Raw genomic sequence first — 22,272 nt, 5'->3', positions numbered from 1 at the left:
GCTTTATAGAAAAGAAAGCGGGGCAGCCACGGTTAATATCCCGATGGCCGCCCCGCTTAAAAAAAATACAATTATTTCGTTCCTCCTTCTTTCTTCTGACCGCCCTCTTTTTTCCGGTAAGCCTTCAGTTCTTCTTTGTCAAGAAAAGAATCCTTATTAGCATCTATGGCGTCGAAATTCTCCTTCAATTTGGAAACCCTTTTATTATCTTTCGCAGCTGCATCTACCTCAGTTTTGCTGAGTTTACCATCTCCATCGGTGTCAATTTTCTTAAAAAAACCTTCATGGTCATGCTGTTGCTGTGGTTGCTGTTGCTGCGGCTGTTGCGCATAAGTTTTTGCGGATACAAGTGTTGCCATTAACAAACCTGCTACAAGAAAATGCTTCATCATAATTGTGTGTTTTAAGTTATTGATGATTTTAACTCCAGGGTATACACTGAATTGCCACAAGTGGTAAGAATTAGTTCAGCATATTAGGATTGCACTCTTGGATAGCTGTTAGGTGTCGAAGTTTAATGTGAAGGATAATGCGGGAAATGAGGTACTACTACCAGCCGGTAGCTTATAATGCTTATCAGTACTGAATTTAACGGATAATAGCGGGAAATATACAAGTGATTTTCTTAAGACTATTTAACACTAATTGACATAAATTAACGGTCATAAAGACTATTCCCTGAAAAATGGGCGAAAGTTGTTACCATTGTTAAAACGCAGTAATTTCACTCCTACCTATACCAAAAACATGGAAATCAAATCTACAAATAGCCACCTGTTTGAGCTAGTCGGCAAAAGCATCGCATACTTCGCCATGCTACTATTATTCATCCCCCGCCACTACAATAATGTCAATCCATATAAGTATTTGGTTCCCATCCTATTGATTTCAGCAGTTACTTATTTATACGTAAAATTCACACTATACAATAAATACACAATTGCAGTACAGGTATTAAAAGATCAGCTGATAGTGACCTACCTCCAGGGTTTTAGAAAGAAAAGCATTTATTTCCCCATATCTACCACTTCATTGGAGCTTAGGTTCCAGGCCCGCTATCTAAGGATGCCGCAATTTTATACCCTCGTGATTATCGAAAATGGACAACCCAAATACTGGGTCAATAGTACAGAGGGATTTGATGAAAAAATGCTCTCCGATTTTCTACATGAATATGCCCGCTTACAATATGGAAAAACAACTACCCCAACCTCATTTTCATCCCCTCATGCGTAGCCTTAAACCCCACCGACTCATAAAACCTGATCGCATCCACTCTTTTCTTGTCAGAAGTCAATTGAACCATATAGGCCCCTTTCTCTTTCGCACGGTTAACAATATATTCAAACACGCGTTTACCGATGCCTTGTCCGCGGTATTTTGAATGGGTTCTTACGGCTTCTACCTGTGCTCTCAATCCGCCTTCATTGACCAGGTATTGAATAAACGACAACTGAAATGTAGCTACTGATTCACCATTCATTTCCACCACCGTTAATTCCAGGTTGGAATCTGCCGCAATTCTTTCGAATGCCTTCTGATACTTGTCGGAAAGCGCATTATCTGGATTCTCTCTGTCAGCGCCGAGTGCATCGTCTGCCAGCATACTAACAATGTCAGGAATATCTTCTTTCGTAGCCAAYCTGAATGTAAGTTCCATATTCATCTGGTTTATGTATTCTTCAAAACAATCATTTCATCACAGGCACAGCCACACCGTTAAAATCGAGCACTGCAAACTTACCATCGTTCTCCGCCACCACGTGACTCAATGCCGTAGTAGCAAACTGTTTCTGGTATACCTTTTCACCTCCGGTAAACTGCTCCGGCAAAAGTACTGCGGGTGCATTGGTATTCGCCAGTTTTACTTCAAACAAATTGTTAATTTTCTTACGCAGCGCTGCATCCGGCTCTTGATCGATGTTGAATATTTTATCGGCGATTCCTTCAATAAATGCGATATCATGACGTTTACTGCCGTTGGTGTAAATGCAATAGTAAACGCCGGTATCATCGTTGCCATACACTTTCTTCGCTATGCATACAGGTACCGAAACGATGTTTTCCAATATCTTCTTCTTTGCCTTATTCTGCATCACTGCAATAGCCACGATGGATAGTAATATCAGGGCGCCACAAACCAACGAATAAGTGGAGTAGCTGGCATCTCTTTTCGATAAATCATAAAAAAAGTAAAGCGCAAATGCGCTGAATACCAGGATAACGATGGGCAGGAACATAAGTTTGTTTTGTCCCCAGCTGCCTGCGCTGGCATAGGTTTTCTTTAATGCGGTATTCTGTTCAAGATCATTCAGGGCCTGACTGGTAAGTATCATAATATATTTTTAACTGGATTTAAAACATGACTACACTATAAAAGGTTAACATTCGTTCAAATATAGTAGCTCTCCCTTACATAAACAATGCCCGGGCAAATACTAGATAAATTCATTTCTTCCCCTTCTCCGTCAAATACGGATACACCATATCTCCAATCATCTCCGCATAATACCCCACTGCTTTCTTTCCCTTCAACCCCGTTGTCAGCTCATTCGCTGATATCCAGAAATCGCCGATGATATAAATACTCCTGATTAAGCTCTCCCACACAGCAGCAGGTATATCGTTCCGCATAAGGCCCTGCTGCCGGAAATGCTCAAACACCTGCAGCAACTGTGTCCGCCGGGCAAGAAACCGCTGACTATATACTTTTTTCACAGCAGGTATACGCCGTGCTATTACCACAAAGTGAATATAGATAAACCGGTACTGATAAATATGTTGTAATATGCCGGCAATCGACTCCTGCAGGGAGGCAATGCTCCCATTCTCCAGTGGCGGCAATGCATTCAGCTCATCAATATGCCGGGTATAAAGAGCAGTAATAATTTCATCTGCGTTGGGGAAGTAATACTGAATGTTACTATGACTGATCTCCATTTCCTTCGCAATGTGCCGGATGGTGATCACATCAATGCCTTGCTCGTTAAATAACCGCAGCGCCGTAATTAATATCTTGTCTTTTGTATTCATAGCTACAGCGAAAATAGAAAAATTAGTACAAATGTACAAGAATGAAATTTATTAGTACATTTGTACTAATAAAACGGATATCATGAATATTAAAGAAATCAGTATATACACCAACGATATTGCGCAAACTACCGCTTTCTATACCACAAAACTTCAACTGCCCATACTCCGTCAAAGCAGTAACAGCATCAGCTTTCAGGCCGGCACATCTGTATTGACGTTTGAACAGCAAACAGCCATTACACATCCCGTGTACCACTTTGCATTTAATATCACACCTGATTTATTGGAAGAAGCCATCACCTGGTTGCAGCAAATCACCACACTGTTACCCGTGACAGATAACAGTCCTATCGCCGCTTTCGACAACTGGAATGCTCACGCAGTTTATTTCTATGATAATAATGGCAATCTGCTGGAACTGATTGCACGGCACGACCTGCCAAATGAAGCAAACACACTAACCATTATCAATATCAGTGAGATAGGAATTGCTGCTGCCGCAGTGCCTGCATATGCTGATCAGCTGATCAGCACCTGGCATTTGCCGGTTTTCGCGAAACAGCCCAGAATGGAGGCTTTTACAGCATTGGGGGACGACAATGGGTTGCTGATCATCGCGGCACAGGGCAGGAACTGGTTTCCGACACAAATACCGGCACAGCCCTTCCCTGCTACAGTAACGATTGAACACAACGGAGAAACAAACACTTTCGCATTATAACGCGCGATCCCGGTGCATATGCCCCCATTCGTTCAACTGGTCCCAGATAGGCACCAGCAACAGGGCACTGTCTGTAAGACTATACTCCACCCGTGGTGGCACTTCCGGATAAACGGTTCTCTTAACAAGGCCATCCCGCTCCAGCTCCTGCAAATGCAACGTGAGCATACGATCCGTAATGTTGGGGATCTTCTTTTTCAATTCGCTGAAACGAAGCGTCTTGGTCTCCAGCTTGTATAATATCTTCAACTTCCATCTGCCGGACAGTATATCCATTGCGAAGGCCATCCCGCATACTTCGCGGATCTCCTCCAGGTTAATCGTGTTGGTTGATGTTTCCTTTCTCTTCGCCATTACTTACATTTTTGTGAGCAGCATACAATAGGCTGCTGTACTACAAATGTAATATTCATATAATAATTTTGAGCCCATAAACGAACAATCACATGAATATTCTTATTGTATACGCACATCCGGAACCAAAGAGCATGAACGGCGCTATGTTTAACACGGCTATATCCACACTCCAGGCCGCAGGCCACCAGGTAAAAACATCTGACCTATACGCCATGGAATTTAATGCGGCCTCAGACCGTACCAACTTCACCAGCACGCACAATCATCATTTTTTTAAACAACAACTGGAAGAACTACATGCCACCAGCGTCAACGGCTTCGCACCCAACATCGCAGCTGAACAGGAAAAAGTAGCCTGGTGCGACCTGATGATCTGGCAATTTCCACTGTGGTGGTTCAGTGTACCGGCGATCATGAAAGGATGGGTAGACCGCGTGTTTGCCATGGGCCGTACCTACGGACAAGGACATATTTACGAAACCGGTATCTTCAGTGGCAAAAAAGCAATGCTTTCGCTCACCACCGGCGGAAAAAAGGAAGATTATATAGACGGTGGCGCCAACGGCGACATGGATAACATGCTGAAACCCCTGCACCGCGGCATATTCCAGTTCACCGGCTTTTCCGTATTATCGCCACAGGTAGTGTACGGTCCCGCCAGACAAACACCGGAAGACCGCAGCCAGGAACTCAGCAACTGGACATCCAGATTGAATACTATCTTTGAAGAATCCCCCATCAACATCACGAGTTACTAATTTAAGTACCCCTCAGCAATAGAGCTGTTAGCTTTTAGCCGTTAGATGTTAGCGGATGTTAATAGCGGGTAAGATCTGGTCCTGCAGTGAGTTTGCCACTGCAGGATCCAATCGTTTAATTATGCAGGATAGCGGCCTTTACTTTTTGCCGGTGACACAGCCCCCATTCCACCAGACTCTCCGCTACCGGCAATATCGTTTGACCATAAGCCGTAATGGCATATGCTACGGTAACAGGTTTTGTTTTCAGGACGGTCCTGGTCACCAGGAAATTCATTTCCAGCACCTTCAGTTCCTTTGATAACATCCTCGCAGAAATGCCTTCTATCTCCCTTAATATCTTTTTAAAATAGTTACTCTCCTCAGGCCGGTAGGCCAGATACCGCAGTAATTGCAGCTTCCATTTGCCACTGAATAATTCAATACTGTCGCGCATCGCAGTAAGTTCTTCGTGGCAAGTCGCTTCCCGCAGATTTCCTTTTATATTTATAATTGCCATAGCTGTTGGTTTCCATTGTAAACCGGTTACCTCCGGTATACTCATAGCAAATATAACAGAACATCACAATAATTTTGATGCATGAAAGAGCTAGAAAACATGCAGGCAATTGTACTAAATGATTTTGGGGGCGTAGAAAACTTTTCTGCTGCCACACTGCCCATACCCGAACCGGGAGATAATGAGGTGCTGGTAAAAATAATGGCCACCGCATTTAATCCGATCGATTATCAGATGAGACAAGGAGCTACAGAACGCAAACGGATGCACTCCCCGATACTGGGCCGCGAATTTTCAGGCATCGTCATTAAAACAGGCAAAGGGGTACAACAATTTGCCATAGGAGATGCTGTGATGGCCGCATCGGGTAGTATGGGCTCCAACGGCACCTATGCTACGCATATCAGTCTGCCGCAGGAAATATTGGTACATAAGCCCACCAACATATCCTTTGCAGAAGCTGCTGCCCTGCCCACTGCAGCGCTCACCGCACTGCAATGCTATAAACGCCTGCAGCTGCCTGCCTCTGCCCGCATTTTCATCAGCGGCGCTGCCGGAGGCGTAGGGCTGGTGCTGGTAAAACTCCTCATAGCTGCAGGATATACGCAGCTCTGCGTAACGGCAGGTAATGAAGACAGCAAACGACAATTGCTGCTGGCAGGATTGCTTCCATCGCAGATCATCGACTACCGCCTGCCAGATTTATTGCAGACAATTTTAATACAGCAGAACGGTCAGTTGTTTGATGCCAGTATCGACCTTGTAGGTGGTCATCTCTCCGAACTATGTGCCGATGTACTCCTCACCAATGGCATTTACCAGGACGTAACAGCGCTCTCTACTCCGGCAGCCAGGGAAACGCTTTTCAATAAGGGAACCGTCATCATGAATATTTCCAATTACGCTTATTCTCTTACCAGGCAACTGCGTTATTACGGAGATAGCCTCCGGCAGATCACGGCCATGCTGGAGAAAGGAATCCTCACTCCGTCTCCGGTGTATGTTACAGGTATGTTAAGTGTGGAAACAGTACAACAATCACACGATCTGCTGGAACGCAATCAGAGCAGAGGACGCAAGCTGGTCATGACAATATTTCCGGAAAATGAATAGTACTGCTGGCACATACCGGCATCATCTTTGGGGCATGGGCGCGCATGTGGAATCAATTTATAGAAAATGCGGACCACCTGCCTAATTTCCTATGGAACCTGATGCTGGCAGGCATTGCAGTCATCACGGGATGGCTCATCAAATTGTTACTCTCCTTATTCTTACGGAAGTCAGTCTCCGTTCAACAGGAATTTTCGCTGATTCATAGTATCCTGTATCGGTTAGGTAAGGCATTCAATTACTTTTTGCCCCTGCTCCTGCTGAATATGGCATTGCCCCTGATGCGGGTAAATCCCAATTATGTGCCGGTGATGAGCAAGCTGGCGGAGATTGCATTAACACTGTCGTTTGCAGCACTGGTGATAGGTATCATCAAAGTGATGGAAGATTATATCTATCACGCGTATGATCTGAATAAAGCCAACAACCTGAAAGAACGAAAAATACGCACGCAGCTGCAGTTCATCCGTAAGTTATCCATCTCCCTGATACTGATACTCACTGCCTGCGTAATATTACTCAGTTTCGACAGCATGCGTAAACTGGGTGCAGGACTCCTCACCGGCGTAGGTGTAGGCGGTATCATTATTGGTTTTGCCGCGCAGAAATCATTGGGCAACCTCCTCGCAGGCTTCCAGATTGCTTTTACACAGCCCATTCGTATTGATGATGTACTCGTAGTAGAAGGTGAATGGGGACGTGTGGAAGAAATTACACTGACCTATGTAGTACTCAATATCTGGGACCAGCGTAAACTGATTTTACCTATTAACTATTTTATAGAGAAACCTTTTCAGAACTGGACCCGCACCGGCGCAGAAATACTGGGCACCGCCTTTTTCTATATGGATTATACGGTACCGGTAGATCAGCTGAGAACAGAATTTGAAAGACTCCTGGAACTGTCGCCATTATGGGATAAGCGCGCAAAAGCCCTGCAGGTAACCAATACCAGCGAACGAACCATTGAAGTGAGGGCATTAATGAGCGCTGCTAACTCTGGCAATGCATTTGATCTCCGTTGCTACATCCGGGAAAATCTGATCAAATATGTAAGAGAACATCATCCTGACAGTTTACCAAAAACCAGGGCTTATATTGAAAATAAGGAAACATCAGTTTAGTCGCTTTTCCAGCAGGATCAGGTGCTTACACTGAATGCCGTTTTCATAGATCGGCTCCTGGTAATGTATCATAAAATAATCTTTCTTAATGGCGGTGATTTCAAATCCCTGCCGTTGATATAAATACAGTTGTGCAATACTCGAATTGCCGGTGCCAATGGTAATCCGTTTAAAACCATTGGCCCTGGCCCGTTGTGCGGCATCCTGCAATAATATCTTACCAAAACCCTTTCCCTGGTAGGCTGGATTTACAGCAATATTTTTAATCTCAAGTTCTTCCGGATCGTTTGCCAGTAATACATAGCTGCCTATTACCTGCTGATCCTGTTCCATAACGTATACTTCCGCCAGTGATAAATAGGCATTGAGGGCTATAATAGAAGGATCGGCCAATAATAACAGGTCATAGGGAATCTTTTCGCCCGGACCTAATTTCCGGATAATAGTGTCTTCCTGCAGGGAGGTCATCGCTGAATGATTTTGTCGCTATTAAAGTAAATGCTTTCTCTTTTCTGAAACCGGGTCCCGGGCAACAGCTACAAACGGGGTCTAGGGAACGATTAACAAAATGAATATACAAAAAAAGCTTTTAGCTTTTAGCCATTAGCTTTTAGCAAATGCAGCGAAGACTATACTATATGATCTTCGCTGCATTTGCTAAAAGCTAAAAGCTAACCGCTAACCGCTTCACATTATTTCCATACACTTCCACCTGTGCGGTGCTATGAGTGGCTACAGCGGCACCACTGATGCTAACACTTTTCTGTTCGCCCGGTAATACAGAGATGTAGTTGTCGCTGTAAAACACCGGCAAAATCCTTTTCTTCGTTTGTGCATCCACCAGCGATAAGCGGTTGAAGAATGCCACCGGTCCACCGGCAGGATTGCTGATCGTCACCACAATGCTATCTGCTCCTGCTTTGTGCGCTGTTACCTTTACGTCTGCTGCCGGCATCTTTTGCAGGCCGGAATAGTTACCCCCTGCATCTGCCAACCAGTAAAGGTTTTCATCTACTATTTCCTTTTTGGTATTAAGGAGACGCAAAGAAAAGAATACGCCCTCTTTTTCACTTAATTTATCCAGCACTCCTTTCAGCGACATGAATTTTTGTACGGTAGCAGGACCTACTTCTACGAACAACTGTGTCAATAAGCTGTCGCGGCCCTTCATATCATAGGCTTTCAACTCCAGCATCAGATCACGGGCATAATTAAAGGTATTGTTCACCGCCATCACCATGCCATCCGTAGGATCGTACATTACATGCAGCGGAGCTGCGCCTTTACGGCTACCATACAAACAGGCGTTGGGGTCCAGGTAATAATCGTACATCTGTCCTCTTAAGGCAGTCCAGGGGTTTTGTGTTTTCCAGATGATCACACCTGTATACCAATCCCACATATGTGCACTGAAGCCTTCCATGAGCGCACGATACTGGTCATAATTCACTAATTGTGCCTTGTTGGCCCACTCTTTTAAATCTGTGGTTTTACCATAAGGATCGATCGATTTATTATAAGCGATATACTTATGATAATCCCATACTGCGTCTGTTTTGCCCGTTTGTGGATTGGGTGTCACCATGTTTTCCGCCGGTAAAAATCTTTCCAGTGATTCATAGTCACCGGTACCTACAGATCCTACTTCTGAGTTAAATGGAAAAGTACGATAGCTCCAGAAGTAAGGCACTGACTGAATACCATAAGGTCCATCGCCGTTACCTCCCAGGGCATTATAAGACATGCTGTCGGAATTGGAATAGTCGAAGAAATACCGGGTACCGTCCAATGCTGGTATAATAGAATCTTTCATGGCATGAAAAATATCTGCCGGAGGCGTAATTTCATTTCCACCACACCAGAAAGCCAGGGAAGGATAATTACGTAACAGCTTTACCTGGTCTGCCACACTTTCCAGGAACAGGGAATGATTATCCGGATACTGACGGCGGGTCCACTGATCTTCTTTCTTCAAAGGATCCTGCCACCTGCCGTTACAGTCGCCCGACATCCAGAAATCCTGGAATACCAGCAGCCCATATTTATCACAGGCTTCAAAGAATTCAGGTCTTTCTGTTAAACTACCACCCCAAATCCTGATCAGGTTCAGGTTCATATCGCGATGAAAGCGCACTTCTGCATCATATCTTTCTTTGCTGAAACGGAACATGGCATCAGAGGTGATCCAGTTACCGCCTTTAATAAATATCTTTTGCCCGTTTACCGCGATCTCACGGCTGCGGGTATGTGTATTCCAATAGGTTTGTATTTCACGTACACCAAATTCTACGTCTTCTGTATCATCAGTGTTGCCGTTGTTGAGGAACTGCAACTGCATATGATACAAATGCTGCGGACCATATCCGGCAGGCCACCACAGGGAAGGCTGCTTCAGCAACAGGTCCGGCAGTTGCACGGTAGTGGTGGAATGCGGCGCCAGTGTTACCTTTTGCGTAGCCATGCCGCCTTCTATCTTATAGCGCAAAGTGCCGGTAATACTTTTAGTGCTGGCATTTTCCAGGTCTGCCGATACAAGGATCGTGGCCGGTGCCTGTGGCCCATCCGACTTTCTGATGCCCGGCACCCGGGTAATAACATGTGGATCTTTGATACGTACCGCGCCTGTTTTTTCGATGGTCACTTTATCCCATATACCGGTGTTACGATCGCGCATAGGCTGAATCCAGTCCCAGCCAGCGGTGTATTGGGGTCCTACGTTTTTGGCGATGGTACCATCGCCTCCCTGTCCGCCGTTAGGATTGCCCGGAAACACCGGTGGATACACGATCACAGCGAGGCGGTTTTTACCGCTCTTTGCCAGCCAGGGCGTAATGTTATATGATTGACGCAGGTAAGCGCCAAAGTGAGTGGATGGGGTTATCTTATGTCCATTTAAGAAGATGTCACAACCATCGTTCACACCTCTGAAATGCAGCCATACCTGCGCATCTCCGGTAACCGGCTTCTCCGTAAAATCTTTTACAAACCAGTAGGTATAATGATCGCGGCCTACATGATAGATATCCGGTATCTTTTCGTTATTCATACCATACATCGGATCCGGCACCTGCTTATTATCCAGTAAAGTAGTCAGCACCGTACCCGGCACTGTAGCGGGTGTCCAGTCCGACAGGCGGTAAGCTGGATCTGAAATCTGTTGTCCGGTTGCTTTTATCCCGGCAACGCTACTGCATTGCCATCCGCTGTTGAGTTCATATTTTTCCTGTGCCGATAACTGCGAAAAAGCCATTAAGAGCAGGCAGGAGATTGTTGATGTCCGAAATATCATGAGATCTATTTTACAGGCCTGTTGTCAAGGGAGCAAAGATAGCGTAACCTGCTCCCCCGTCAAAACAGATCATGATAAGCGGCGGGACTAGCTATCCTTTTTCTGCCAGTTCCTTCACTTTATCCAGCGCTTTTGGAAAGGTGGTAAAAAAGAAGTCTTTATACGCTTCTTCCATTTCCACTTCCACCAGTAAAGATGTTTCACCACCTGCCTCTGTAAGTGTGTAGTTTTCAGTAGCGCCGGCCCAGTCTTTTACCTTTTCGCTCGTAAGGTCTTCTACACCACCTTTAATATAGCCCAGGTGTTTGAACGACAGGTATTCATTGGGCACTTTGGCTGCAATGGTAGATACCATGCCATCATTACTTCCATCCACAAACAATGTCCGGCCACCTACCTGCCAGTCTGTTTCCATTTTGGAGCCTTCTGCAAAAACGGCGGTCCAGGCAGGATAGCTCTGTTCGCCCCAAAGCACTTCCCATACTTTGTTACGGGGAGCATTAATCGATGTTTTGAATGTTAACTTTTCCATAGCTACGCGTTTACAAAATTAGAGGTTTGTTTATTATATTTATTTCGGTACTCCAGTGGTGTTAGTCCGGTTACTTTTTTGAACACCGTTCTGAATGCTTTGGTGTCCACATAACCTACATCATAAATTACTTCATTGATATTTTTATTGCTGGTTTCAAAATCCCTTTTTGCTGCTTCAATTTTAATCCGCTGAATATACTCGACTACAGTATTACCTGTCGATTTTTTGAATCTTCTTTCAAATGTTCTTCTTCCGATGGCTGTCAGATCAGATAACTGTTCCACCGTGATTTTATCCTGGTAACTGGCTTCAATAAATTCCTGTGCTTTCAGAATGGGCTCATCGTTATGGGTCTTTTGTCCTTCGAAGATGATGAAGGGAGACTGGCTTTGCCGGTCCAGATCAATTTCATACCCCTTCGCGGCCATGATAGCAATGTCTCTGCCGGCATATTTCTCTACCAGGTACACTATCAGGTTGAGATAAGAATAGGCGCCACCGCTGGTATAGATACCATCTTCTTCTGTGATCACTCTATCATCCATCAGGTGCACAGCCGGGAACATTTCCCTGAACTGTTTGGCCATTTTCCAGTGTGTAGCACAGGCCTTGCCATCCAGCAGACCGGTGGCCGCCAGGAAAAATGCGCCCAGGCAAAGACTGGCGATAGCAGCACCTTTCGCATGTTGTGTGATCATCCAGGGAATAAATGCTTTATTCTCTCTGGCTGCCTGCGCCTGATCGCCATGAATAGCGGGGATGATGATAAGGTCTGTTTTCTTTACATCCTTTACCAATACATCCGGTGAGATGGTAAATAACCGGTTGGGCTGATTAACCACCCGACTGAGTCCTACCAGCTGCACCTGGAATATGGGCGCCCTTCCCTTCTCTGCCAGGAAGCTGTTCAATTCGGAAAAGATCTGATAGCTGCCTTCGATATTAACAACGCTGGTATGCCCAAGCGGAACCAGTATGGAGATATGTATCATAAGAGTGAATATAAAGTAATTTATGCCGCAATTAACCTACGAATTGTCGCTATCTCCCCCCTTCATTGTGCCGGTACCTTACGACTTTTGTAATATATTTTTCACTCACAAAACCGGCTGCAATGACAATCATCCATACCTACCTTACTTTTAACGGCAACTGCCGGGAAGCAATGACTTTTTATAAAGAATGCCTGGGTGGAGAATTAACCCTTCAAACTATCGGAGAATCCCCTATGTCTGTTGGTATCCCTGCGTTTATGAAACCGTTCATTTTACATTCCTGTCTTACCAAAGGCCCCCTGGTACTTACCGGCTCCGATATGGTGCCCGAAATGGGGCTTACTGCCGGTAATACTGTTTCTCTATTTCTAAACTGTAACAGTGAAGCCGAAGCGAGGAGTTTTTATGACAAGTTATCTAAAAACGGTATCGCCACACATCCATTGGAAAGTACCTTCTGGGGAGCATTATTTGGTGCGCTGACAGATCAGTTTGGTCATCACTGGCTCATCAATTTTGAAGGTAATTCCCGGCAATAGTGATGATTATCCCCTGGCAGCCTTTTCCAGTGTCGCAATATCCAGCTTAACCATTTTCATCACTTCTCCGAACACTCTGCCGGCTTTGGCGGGGTCATTATCAGATATCAGTTTGGGGAGGATGGAAGGTGTAATCTGCCAGGACAAGCCGAATTTATCTTTCAGCCAGCCGCATTGACTTTCCTGTCCACCATCAGCGGTGAGTTTGCTCCAATAATAATCAATCTCTTCCTGGGTGTCACAATATACGGTCAGGGAAATCGCTTCTGTAAAAGGAAACATAGGACCCGCATTCATCGCCGTAAATTGTTGTCCGTCCAATTCAAACGTGGCGACCAGTAACGTCCCTTTGGGCATAGGCGCTCCTTCTCCATAGTAGGATTTATTCAGCACCCTGGATTGTTTAAAAATTGAAGCATAAAAATTAATCGCTTCCTCGGCGTTGTTGTTGAACCATAGTGACGGCGTGATCTTTTGCATAACGGTATTTTTAATTTTGATAAGGTTATATTTCCTTACAAAGATACCGGCCCTTCTACTCATATCGAAGGTGCAAAAGCGACATTCTAAAGGGGCAATCGCGACAAATATAGATCAGGGGTTATGCCTCCACCGGAACAGCCTTTAATGCATACCGTTTTTCTCTTGCTTCCAGCACCTCTTTCACCAGCAACATTCCCAAAGCCGCGGTTCCTAATATCAGCATGGCCCAGGGAGCGCTGTGTATACCATAGGAAGAAATAACCCATCCACTGATAGCGGTACCCAGAGAAACGCCGAGATTGCCGAATGAAATAGCGAGACTATTGGCAAATCCTGGCGCTTCCGGTGCTGCAGCAATCATATAGGCGCCACCGGTAAGAAAACAGGGCGTATGTAAAAATCCCCATACGATCACCAAAGGCACTGCCAGCTGTGGAGAAAAATATATACCTACAGATATCAGTGTGATCCCTGCTAAAAAAATACCGGTAGCCCCCGTAACGCTGCGCCCCAGCAGTTTGCCGGCCACATAGTTACCAGGCAGTCCGGCAGCACCAAATAACAACAGCATTATGCTGATCATGTCGGGCGACATCTTGTTTACTTTTCCCAGGTAGTCTGCAAAATAGCTGTAGGTGGTAAACATCGCCGCGATCATACAGGATACCATGATAGCGCTGGCCAGAAAAGCCGGCCTGGTGAGTATCTTCAATTGTGCACCGTAAGATTTCTTTTCTGTTACCGGCATGGAAGGTAATGCCGTGAGCATGGCGATCAACGCCAGCGCACTGATCACCGTTTGTACCACAAATGACAATTGCCACTTACCGAAGATGCCCGCGATATAAGTAGCTAACGGGATAGTCGTCACCGTAGCCATGCCGATGCCGCCCATTACAATGGCCATCATTTTATGCTCATCCTTTTTATCTGCCGCCGCTATAGCGGCAGTAATGGCGGTAGAAATAAATACCGGCTGCAAAAATGCCGGTAATACCCGCACCAATAGCAGTAGCCAGAACGGTGGCGACAAAGCCGATACCACCCCTGTGATCAGGAACATCGCGATACTGATCACCATCACCGTTTTACGGTTATATCCGGATAACCAGAGCGTCATCAGCGGCCCTGCCAATGCGATGACGAGCGCAAATGCACTGAGCAGGGTCCCCGCTTTTTCTATACTGATATGATAATACTCCGCTACCTGCGGCAGAATACCGATGACACCAAATTCAGTTGTAATAATGCCAATCAGTCCGAGACTTCCTATGTATGCTATTTTTTTCATTGACCATTTTGTTGATAATGCCTGCCTTTCTTTTCTATGCAAATTTGCCACTCCTTATCATATAAAGAAAATAATATGATTTATGAAAGCTCATAAAAATATTTATAACTTGCAGGATGGTGAATCTGGAATGGTACAGGACATTTAAAGCGGTTTATCAAACAGGATCGCTGACAGCAGCGGCAAAGCTGCTGTTTATTTCGCAGCCCAATGTGAGCCAGCACTTGTCGGCATTGGAGGCACATATCGGGAAACAACTCTTTGAGCGCAAACCTAAAATAGTGCCTACCGATTATGGTAAACAGTTTTACACCCAGGTAGTAGAGCCTTTGGAAAAACTGGAAAATGTAGAGTCAGAATTCAGGCACCTCTGCATGACCAAACAACTGCCCAACATACATATCGGTACCGTGAAAGAATACTTCCAGGCGGAAGTAGCCAGACGTATCAGCAGTGCCCCAGCCAACTTTATTGTTGAATTTGGTCTTACGAAAGACCTGATCAGCCGGCTGCAAAAAAATGACCTCGACTTCGTGATTGCCACACAATTAATTGAAGAGAAAAATATTATTTACGAACCCATTGTTACAGAGCACTTCCTGGTAGTATCTCATCCTGACCTGGATCTGCGGCCGTTCAAAAACTTCCTGAAGAAAAAAGAAATGGCCCTTGCCGAAGCATGGCTCCTCGAACAGCAGTGGTTTGCCTATAGCAGCGACCTGCCGGTGATACGGCGGTTCTGGAGGGAAAACTTCAGAAAAAGACCCGCTTTGAAACCACAATTCACCATACCGGATAGCGGCATCATTCTCGAAGCTATCCGTCATGGAAAAGGCGTAGCCATCACGGCCGATTATATGGTAAGAGAAAGCATTAAAAACGGGGAGTTGAAGGAAGTCTGGAAAGGTATAGTACCGGCACTCAATACCCTTTACCTGGCTTATGACCCTACCAAAACAGCCAGCAACCGGGTTAAAATAGTCAGGGATCTGCTGGACATGCACTAACGAACACCCTTGCACGAAAAAAAAGAATATTCTCCCTAAATGAGTTATTTTGTTATTCATTTACTCATTTTATGAAGCTAAGATTCCACAAAGGCCTCCTCCTGCTTATTTTAAGCCTGATTGGCAGCGCCATAGGCTATGCTCAGGAGCATACCCCCAAATTCAAAGTAATTGCCTTCTATACGGCTAAAAATGACCAGGCACATATCAGTTTTGTACATGAAGCCAATACCTGGTTTCCAAAAATGGCGGCGCAATATCATTTCAGTTACGACTCCACCAACGACTGGAAAAATCTCAACCCCGCATTTCTGTCGGATTACCAGGTAGTAATTTTCCTGGATACCCGCCCCGATGATCCGGCACAGCGGAAAGCATTCCAGGAGTATATGGAAAAAGGCGGCGGCTGGATGGGATTCCATTTCTCTGCCTTTGCCCTTACCCCTTCTGACTTTCCACAAAACTGGGACTGGTACCACAACACCTTTCTCGGCTCCGGTTCCTATGGCAGCAACACCTGGCGGCCCACTTCCGCAGTACTGCGGGTAGAAAATCATCAGCACCCGGCCACCAGGAATTTACCGGATACCTTTTCTGCTGCACCAAATGAATGGTACCGCTGGAGCAATGACCTGCGCAAAAATCCGGACATCAGCATACTGCTCTCAATAGATTCCAGCAGCTTCCCGCTGGGCACCGGTCCTAAGCCATACGAGATATGGCATAGTGGTTACTACCCGGTGGTATGGACCAATAAAAAATACAAAATGCTTTACCTGAATATGGGGCATAATGATATTGATTATGAACACCACACCAATAAGGAATTATCGTTCACCTTTGCAAATGAAACGCAGAATAAACTAATCCTGGATGCCCTGCAGTGGATGGGTACAGGGAAATAAAAAAACGCCGGTGATGAAAACATTCATCCCGGCGTTTCCACTATTTCTATATAAGCGCTTTTATTTCTTTGTAAGCTCCGCTATCACTTCCTGCTGCGCTGCCACTTTTTTATTCAGGTTATCTACATTTTTATTCAGCTGGATAATATATAGCGTAAGCTCTTCTACTTTCTTCAGTAATTGCTTGTCGAAATCACCCAGGTCTAATCCATCTGCCGTCACTTCTTTTTCAGAAGGGATGCCAGGTAAATGATGCCGGGTGGTGACAAAGTCTTCCACTTCCTGTAAGGATGGCAGTTGATAGTCACCATGGAACACATAATCTGGCCAGCCGGTTTGTACTACTTTAATTCGGCGGGCACCTATTGTACCCTCAACGGCCAGCTTATAATTAGCCGATGGGACCGTATTGCCAATACTCATATTTCCATTAGCATCTGCTATCATAAAATAATTAGCGGCGCCACTGCCGTCTACATTTTCTGTAGAAAAGTATAGGGAGCCGCCGGTAGCACCCAAACCAAACGACCTGGTCGCACCGGTAAATTCGATGGCGCCACCAGCAGACAGTTTCAATGTTTTTGCCCAGCTATTGGTGGTCCATGTGGGGCCACCGGTAAGTGTTGTTCCACCGATCAGAGATGCGCCTCCTCCTGCTGTAAACGGGGAACCGACAACGAGACTTCCCGTTATGGCAATAGGATCATAGGAGGTAAACGGTTGTACGTTGGTCACTTCGTTGGTGTACGCCAGCTTTAAGGTTTCGTTGGCGGCATAACCTGTAAATGAAAAAGAATAGATCATAGAACTATTGGCAATTTCAAGTGCAAGATAACTTGTGCTATTATATACCAGGGTTACCAATCTCGAACTCTCATTATAAGATATCAGTGAGCCCCTGTTATTTGTATAGGCGGAAGCAGTGTTCACTTCCACAGTAAATTTCCTGTTAGAGGCCCCTACTGCTCCCCGGATACCTGTTATCTTTCCCATCACATGGCGGTCTGCTATAGGCGTGCCTGTGTATATATCATGTAGCAGGATATAATTCAAGCCTTGTGAGTCACCCGTGTTTCCGGCAATCGGACGGTTCACATAATAGTTCCGGTTATTATCAAACACCTGCAATTTACTGGTTGGATTAATGGTGCCAATACCAATATTGCCAGTAGGGCCAACAAGATTTGTATTTTGGGCATTAACAGTTACAGCTGTCAGAACCGCTAACAGCATCAATAATCTTTTCATGTTTTTTTTTATTAAAAGGTATAAGTACTCGAACAGGTTTTAAAGCATCCGAATAAAGTTGCAGCAAAAATGGGTTAACTTTTTTAAGTTCCAAAAGAATCGGATTTCATCACAAAGAAAGTGAGAAAAACGTGCCACCATAAAAAAAGCGGCGGACATTGTCCGCCGCTTTTCTACGCTTTATATTCAATTCATAAACGCTTCTATCTTCTTTTTTTCAGACAGTTTCACAAACTGACCATACTTATCCAGGTACTCTTTTGCTACCGGTATAAACCCTGCTTTATCCTGTTTATTCAACAGGTAAATAGTTTTTGCCCGCAGAAATATTTCTTCGCCGGGGGCTCCATAAGGTTTTACGTTGGCATAGATAGCTGACCAGTCTGGGTTAGCGCCTCCATCCGGCACCGCTGGTGCAATGAAATCCTGGTAAATCAGGTTCATCATTTTCACGGCGGCTTGCCGCGCGCCCATGGCCTTATCGATAGCATCCACATTATTGCGGATAATAGTGAATCCCGTATCCCTGGTGCTGCCGGTTACCTGCATCACATAACGGAGATCTTCTTCAGAATATGGCTGCTTCATCATCGCAAAATAATCGGCGCCTGCCATGGCGGCACCTTCCTTATCGCCGGCCTGCACGGCCATCATCGCCATCTTTCGTAAAAACTCCGGTTCTCTTTTTCCATCTATATATTCCTGTAGTACGGCGCTGTACAAGGCTGCGGGTTCTGTGATATCTGCGTCTGCAGCGGTAACTTCAGGGACAGGACCAATATCCGGATTCAGCGCTGCATGTATTTTCCTTATTTCAGCGAAAGGAATTTTCACTACCTGTCGATCGTAGGTAAGTAATCCGTTCTGCTCTCCTTCCACATCAAATGGCTGGGTATAGATGCTTGCAGATAATCCCTGTCGCTGCAGGAGTTGCAGGTGCTGATTCATGATGGCATATTTTGCTTTGAGTGCGCCGGGCTTTTCCAGGATGTATCCCCAGGCACTGCTCACATTCCACTGATGATCCGGAATAAATACGCCGATGCCGCCAAACTCGCCCAGCACCTGTGCTTTGCCAGGCATCCGGATCGCATTCATGGGGTTGGGATAACTGTGTACATCGGTCAGGTCTGCACTGATATAGGCATTGGGACTGGGACTGCGCAGTTTATCATTTACATAGAGATATTCTCCGGAATGCCCGTTCACCAGCCTGGAAGGGTCTGTACGTTTAATCCACTCCGTTAGTCGTTGCTGATCAAATTGTCCCCACTTTTCATTGAACAGCACCCAGGTAGTAATGCTGGGATAGTTTTGTAATTGTGCGAGCGTTTCTTTGCATTGCTGTTCAAAGGCTGCTTTGGCGCCTTCCGGCAAACTATGATTAGGACTCACCATGTCCTGCCATACCAGTATGCCCAGTTTATCTGCCCAGTAGTACCATCTTGCCGGTTCCACTTTAATATGCTTGCGGATGGTATTAAAGCCCATGGCTTTGATCACTTTGATGTCGAAAGACAACGCCTCATCGGTTGGCGCGGTATATAAGCCATCGGGCCAGAAGCCCTGATCCAGGGTGCCCAGGTTAAAGTAAGGTTTGTTATTGAGCAGGATGCGATCCACTCCTTTTGCATCTTTACCGATGGAAATTTTCCGCATACCGAAATAGCTTTTCACCTTATCCACGGTTTTATTTCCCTTTAGTAAAGTCACGGATAAGTCGTACAGGAAAGGGCTCGCGGGTGACCATAACGCGGCATCCGGTACTTTCAGCGGCAGCTTTACGCCGCTGTTGCCTTTAATGCGGCCAACTTCGGTTCCCGCTTTTAGCGCCACTGCTTCTACCGTATAGCCTGCCGGTGCATTCACCGTTATATTCAGTATTCCGTTATCGATGTCCGGAGTGATACGAAGGCCGGAGATATAATCTGTGGGTACTTTTTCCAGCCATACAGTTTGCCAGATGCCGGAGCTGGGCGTATAATAAATATCAGCCGGATTCAGTACCTGTTTGCCATGAGGGCCAATGCCACGATCGGAGGGATCGTACACTTTGAGTACCAGCGTATTTTCTCCTTGTTTTACCGCAGCTGTAATATCAATGGTAAAGTTCGTATAGCCGCCGGTGTGAGTGCCTACTTCTTTCCCATTGAGATATACTTTGGTTTGCCAGTCTACCGCCCCGAAATGCAACAAGGTTCTTTCACCACCGGCTGGAGTGATATTGATCTTCCGGCGATACCAGAGGCGTTGTTCCGGTTGTAAGCTTCTCTTTACGCCGGAGAGGGCTGATTCCAGGGGAAAGGGTACCAGTATTTGTCCATCGAACCTGGCTGGTTCGTTTGCCTCCGCACTGGTGATGGCATATTCCCAGAGGCCGTTGAGGTTTTGCCAGTCTTTACGTTCCATCTGGGGGCGGGGATATGCTGTCAGCGCATTTTCGGGAGTGACTTCTTTCGCCCATCTCGACTGAATAGCGATGGGCTGCATTTTATATCCCTGCTGTGCGGACAGCTGCATGCAAATAGTGAACATGGCCGTAGCCGGCAACAAATGTTTGACGATTAGTTTTAACATAGTGATGTTGAAAATTATTCTTTATTGGTTAATTGAGTACTGCGGCAGGGGTAAGGCTATGAAAGTCGGTTGATGATATAATTCGTCGCTGAAACAGGTCCGGGCGTTAAACAAAAAGCATCAAAATATACATAATTATCGGGGATTAAACAGCGCTAACTTTTGTAAGATGTTAATCTCATTATTTTCAATTTTTATTAATATTAATAAATATGATAATTCAACTATTTATCTCCACAAAACAGAAAATAAACGTATTATCTCTGTAATTTTTAATTTATTCTGTGTATATTATTGAAAAAACGACCCTTCGTCATGGAATAGATAAAATATTACAAATATGAATACTATAAACCTCAACCGCTATCAGCATGTCTCCAACACCTGGGATGAAATGTACATTTCTGATAATCACCTCCGGGAACAGTATCATAAAATCATTGGCTACCTGGAAAATGAATCTGCCAATGATCTGAATAAAAAGGAGGAACTGGCCAAACGATTATTCATGAGTCAGGGTATCACCTTTACGGTATACGACAGCGGAGAAGGAATAGAAAAGATTTTTCCCTTTGATATCATTCCCCGGATCATCACCTCTGCAGAATGGTCTTTTATAGAAAAGGGCATTAAGCAGCGTTTAAAGGCGCTGAATCTTTTTTTGAAAGATGTATACAACAACCAGTTTATCATCAAAGATCAGGTAATCCCGGCCTCATTAATCTACTCCTGCCCTCACTTTTTACGGGAAATGCATCAGCTGAACGTACCCTATGATATTTACATCCACATTGCCGGCATAGATCTGATCAGGGATTATGACGGTACTTTCTATGTGCTGGAAGATAATCTGAGAACCCCTTCCGGCGTCAGTTATATGCTGGAAAACCGGGAAATCACCAAACGACTTTTTCCTGATCTGCTCCCCCAGTGCAGGGTACGCAGCGTAACAGAATATCCGGCGATCCTGTACAAAAACCTGCTGGCACTGTCGCCCCGACCAGTAGCCAATCCTACCATTGTGTTATTAAGTCCGGGTATGTACAACTCTGCTTATTACGAACACACCACGCTGGCTCGCCTCATGGGGGTAGAGCTGGTGGAAGGACGCGACCTGGTTGTCAGGGATCAGAAGGTGTACATGAAAACCACCACCGGCCTGCAACAGGTAGATGTGATTTATAAAAGAGTGGATGATGAATTTATTGATCCCCTCGTATTCAATCCTAAAAGTATACTGGGTGTAGCCGGTTTAATGAGTGCTTACCGCAAAGGCAATGTGGCGATCATTAATGCTACGGGCAACGGTGTGGCCGATGACAAAGCCGTATACAGCTATGTGCCGGACATGATCCGCTATTATCTCAATGAAGATCCCCTGCTGAAAAATGTACCTACCTACAGTTTAGGTAACCCCGAACACAAGGAATACGTTTTCAATAACATGCACAAAATGGTGATCAAGAAAACCAACGAAAGCGGCGGCTATGGCATGTTAATGGGCCATGCGGCCAGTGAAGCCGATATCGAAAATTATAAAAAGGAAATACTCAAAGATCCCCGCAACTTCATCGCACAGCCCACAATCAGCCTGTCTACCGCCCCTTGTTACATGGATGGGATGTTGCAACCGCGGCGGGTAGACTTAAGGCCTTATGCGCTCGTAGGCCCCGATGGCATCTCCATTGTGCCCGGCGGTCTTACCAGGGTAGCACTGAAAGAAGGTTCGCTCGTAGTAAACAGTTCACAAGGTGGTGGCAGTAAAGACACCTGGGTTTTAGCATCTTAAATTTAT

At 45.3% G+C, this 22,272-nt stretch carries 23 protein-coding genes; 9 read left to right on the top strand and 14 right to left on the bottom strand.

Going from position 1 to position 22,272, the window contains the following annotated elements; all coding sequences use genetic code 11:
* Nucleotides 1-71 precede the first annotated feature (71 nt).
* Entirely contained in the window at nucleotides 72-392 is a 321-nt protein-coding gene (locus tag AB4Z08_RS22660; protein WP_441576069.1) for a hypothetical protein, read from the bottom strand.
* A 304-nt stretch (nucleotides 393-696) separates the two neighbouring features.
* On the opposite strand from AB4Z08_RS22660, the gene AB4Z08_RS22655 reads away from it, so the two are divergent.
* Entirely contained in the window at nucleotides 697-1,236 is a 540-nt protein-coding gene (locus tag AB4Z08_RS22655) for a hypothetical protein (RefSeq protein WP_441576068.1), read from the top strand.
* Here AB4Z08_RS22655 and AB4Z08_RS22650 read toward each other — a convergent pair.
* The 3 genes from AB4Z08_RS22650 to AB4Z08_RS22640 all read right to left on the bottom strand — a co-directional run bounded on the left by AB4Z08_RS22650 (nucleotide 1,202) and on the right by AB4Z08_RS22640 (nucleotide 3,033).
* The gene (locus tag AB4Z08_RS22650) at nucleotides 1,202-1,660 is read right to left on the bottom strand and encodes a GNAT family N-acetyltransferase (RefSeq protein ID WP_441576067.1); all 459 of its coding nucleotides are present in this window, start codon (nucleotides 1,658-1,660) and stop codon (nucleotides 1,202-1,204) included. The two genes, AB4Z08_RS22655 and AB4Z08_RS22650, sit on opposite strands and share 35 nt — an antisense overlap.
* Nucleotides 1,661-1,691: 31 nt before the next feature.
* The gene (locus tag AB4Z08_RS22645) at nucleotides 1,692-2,336 is read right to left on the bottom strand and encodes a hypothetical protein (RefSeq protein WP_441576066.1); all 645 of its coding nucleotides are present in this window, start codon (nucleotides 2,334-2,336) and stop codon (nucleotides 1,692-1,694) included.
* A 112-nt stretch (nucleotides 2,337-2,448) separates the two neighbouring features.
* Nucleotides 2,449-3,033, bottom strand: coding sequence for a TetR/AcrR family transcriptional regulator (locus tag AB4Z08_RS22640; protein WP_441576065.1), 585 nt, complete (start codon nucleotides 3,031-3,033; stop codon nucleotides 2,449-2,451).
* An 82-nt stretch (nucleotides 3,034-3,115) separates the two neighbouring features.
* Here AB4Z08_RS22640 and AB4Z08_RS22635 point away from each other — a divergent pair, with 82 nt between their 5' ends.
* On the top strand, nucleotides 3,116-3,757 hold the full coding sequence (locus tag AB4Z08_RS22635; RefSeq protein ID WP_441576064.1) for a VOC family protein: 642 nt from the start codon (nucleotides 3,116-3,118) through the stop codon (nucleotides 3,755-3,757).
* Here AB4Z08_RS22635 and AB4Z08_RS22630 read toward each other — a convergent pair.
* Nucleotides 3,752-4,111 (bottom strand): winged helix-turn-helix transcriptional regulator, encoded by a 360-nt coding sequence (locus AB4Z08_RS22630; protein ID WP_441576063.1) that lies wholly within the window; start codon nucleotides 4,109-4,111, stop codon nucleotides 3,752-3,754. The two genes, AB4Z08_RS22635 and AB4Z08_RS22630, sit on opposite strands and share 6 nt — an antisense overlap.
* Before the next feature lie 92 nt (nucleotides 4,112-4,203).
* On the opposite strand from AB4Z08_RS22630, the gene AB4Z08_RS22625 reads away from it, so the two are divergent.
* Entirely contained in the window at nucleotides 4,204-4,872 is a 669-nt protein-coding gene (locus AB4Z08_RS22625; RefSeq protein ID WP_441576062.1) for an NAD(P)H-dependent oxidoreductase, read from the top strand.
* Between the two features lie 115 nt (nucleotides 4,873-4,987).
* Here AB4Z08_RS22625 and AB4Z08_RS22620 read toward each other — a convergent pair whose 3' ends face one another.
* Entirely contained in the window at nucleotides 4,988-5,371 is a 384-nt protein-coding gene (locus AB4Z08_RS22620; protein ID WP_441576061.1) for a winged helix-turn-helix transcriptional regulator, read from the bottom strand.
* An 81-nt stretch (nucleotides 5,372-5,452) separates the two neighbouring features.
* Between AB4Z08_RS22620 and AB4Z08_RS22615 the strand changes: the two genes are divergently transcribed.
* A complete protein-coding gene (locus AB4Z08_RS22615; protein ID WP_441576060.1) occupies nucleotides 5,453-6,484 on the top strand; it encodes an NADP-dependent oxidoreductase in 1,032 nt (343 codons plus the stop codon).
* 44 nt (nucleotides 6,485-6,528) lie between these two features.
* Entirely contained in the window at nucleotides 6,529-7,608 is a 1,080-nt protein-coding gene (locus AB4Z08_RS22610; protein WP_441576059.1) for a mechanosensitive ion channel family protein, read from the top strand.
* Here AB4Z08_RS22610 and AB4Z08_RS22605 read toward each other — a convergent pair.
* The 4 genes from AB4Z08_RS22605 to AB4Z08_RS22590 form a co-directional block, all read right to left on the bottom strand.
* Nucleotides 7,600-8,076 carry a GNAT family N-acetyltransferase gene (locus AB4Z08_RS22605; protein ID WP_441576058.1) on the bottom strand — a complete coding sequence of 159 codons (477 nt, stop codon included), beginning with the start codon at nucleotides 8,074-8,076 and terminating at the stop codon, nucleotides 7,600-7,602. The genes AB4Z08_RS22610 and AB4Z08_RS22605 overlap by 9 nt on opposite strands.
* A gap of 196 nt (nucleotides 8,077-8,272) precedes the next feature.
* Nucleotides 8,273-10,897, bottom strand: a complete 2,625-nt coding sequence (locus AB4Z08_RS22600; RefSeq protein ID WP_441576057.1) for a glycoside hydrolase family 2 protein — start codon at nucleotides 10,895-10,897, stop codon at nucleotides 8,273-8,275.
* Nucleotides 10,898-10,988: 91 nt separating this feature from the next.
* Nucleotides 10,989-11,429 (bottom strand): SRPBCC family protein, encoded by a 441-nt coding sequence (locus AB4Z08_RS22595; RefSeq protein ID WP_441576056.1) that lies wholly within the window; start codon nucleotides 11,427-11,429, stop codon nucleotides 10,989-10,991.
* 2 nt (nucleotides 11,430-11,431) lie between these two features.
* A complete protein-coding gene (locus tag AB4Z08_RS22590) occupies nucleotides 11,432-12,424 on the bottom strand; it encodes a GlxA family transcriptional regulator (RefSeq protein ID WP_441576055.1) in 993 nt (330 codons plus the stop codon).
* 122 nt (nucleotides 12,425-12,546) lie between these two features.
* Here AB4Z08_RS22590 and AB4Z08_RS22585 point away from each other — a divergent pair, with 122 nt between their 5' ends.
* Nucleotides 12,547-12,966 carry a VOC family protein gene (locus AB4Z08_RS22585; protein WP_441576054.1) on the top strand — a complete coding sequence of 140 codons (420 nt, stop codon included), beginning with the start codon at nucleotides 12,547-12,549 and terminating at the stop codon, nucleotides 12,964-12,966.
* A gap of 6 nt (nucleotides 12,967-12,972) precedes the next feature.
* Here the strand turns inward: AB4Z08_RS22585 and AB4Z08_RS22580 are convergent, their stop codons facing one another.
* Together AB4Z08_RS22580 and AB4Z08_RS22575 are read right to left on the bottom strand one after the other, a co-directional pair.
* Complete coding sequence (locus AB4Z08_RS22580; protein WP_441576053.1) at nucleotides 12,973-13,446, bottom strand: VOC family protein; 474 nt, start codon at nucleotides 13,444-13,446, stop codon at nucleotides 12,973-12,975.
* Nucleotides 13,447-13,567: 121 nt separating this feature from the next.
* Nucleotides 13,568-14,740, bottom strand: coding sequence for an MFS transporter (locus tag AB4Z08_RS22575; protein WP_441576052.1), 1,173 nt, complete (start codon nucleotides 14,738-14,740; stop codon nucleotides 13,568-13,570).
* Between the two features lie 116 nt (nucleotides 14,741-14,856).
* Between AB4Z08_RS22575 and AB4Z08_RS22570 the strand changes: the two genes are divergently transcribed.
* Together AB4Z08_RS22570 and AB4Z08_RS22565 are read left to right on the top strand one after the other, a co-directional pair.
* Nucleotides 14,857-15,747, top strand: coding sequence for a LysR family transcriptional regulator (locus AB4Z08_RS22570; RefSeq protein WP_441576051.1), 891 nt, complete (start codon nucleotides 14,857-14,859; stop codon nucleotides 15,745-15,747).
* Nucleotides 15,748-15,818: 71 nt separating this feature from the next.
* Nucleotides 15,819-16,652: a ThuA domain-containing protein gene (locus AB4Z08_RS22565; RefSeq protein WP_441576050.1), complete on the top strand. Its 834-nt coding sequence runs from the start codon at nucleotides 15,819-15,821 to the stop codon at nucleotides 16,650-16,652.
* Between the two features lie 60 nt (nucleotides 16,653-16,712).
* Here the strand turns inward: AB4Z08_RS22565 and AB4Z08_RS22560 are convergent, their stop codons facing one another.
* Both AB4Z08_RS22560 and AB4Z08_RS22555 read right to left on the bottom strand, forming a co-directional pair.
* The gene (locus AB4Z08_RS22560; RefSeq protein ID WP_441576049.1) at nucleotides 16,713-17,900 is read right to left on the bottom strand and encodes a hypothetical protein; all 1,188 of its coding nucleotides are present in this window, start codon (nucleotides 17,898-17,900) and stop codon (nucleotides 16,713-16,715) included.
* A gap of 186 nt (nucleotides 17,901-18,086) precedes the next feature.
* Nucleotides 18,087-20,477, bottom strand: a complete 2,391-nt coding sequence (locus tag AB4Z08_RS22555; RefSeq protein ID WP_441576048.1) for a glycoside hydrolase family 2 protein — start codon at nucleotides 20,475-20,477, stop codon at nucleotides 18,087-18,089.
* 340 nt (nucleotides 20,478-20,817) lie between these two features.
* On the opposite strand from AB4Z08_RS22555, the gene AB4Z08_RS22550 reads away from it, so the two are divergent.
* Entirely contained in the window at nucleotides 20,818-22,266 is a 1,449-nt protein-coding gene (locus AB4Z08_RS22550) for a circularly permuted type 2 ATP-grasp protein (RefSeq protein WP_441576047.1), read from the top strand.
* Nucleotides 22,267-22,272 lie beyond the last annotated feature (6 nt).

This window comes from Chitinophaga sp. RAB17, from assembly GCF_052114225.1.
Lineage (GTDB): Bacteria > Bacteroidota > Bacteroidia > Chitinophagales > Chitinophagaceae > Chitinophaga.
Note: the sequence above shows the minus strand (reverse complement) of the source record. Positions and strands in the feature narration are given on the sequence as shown.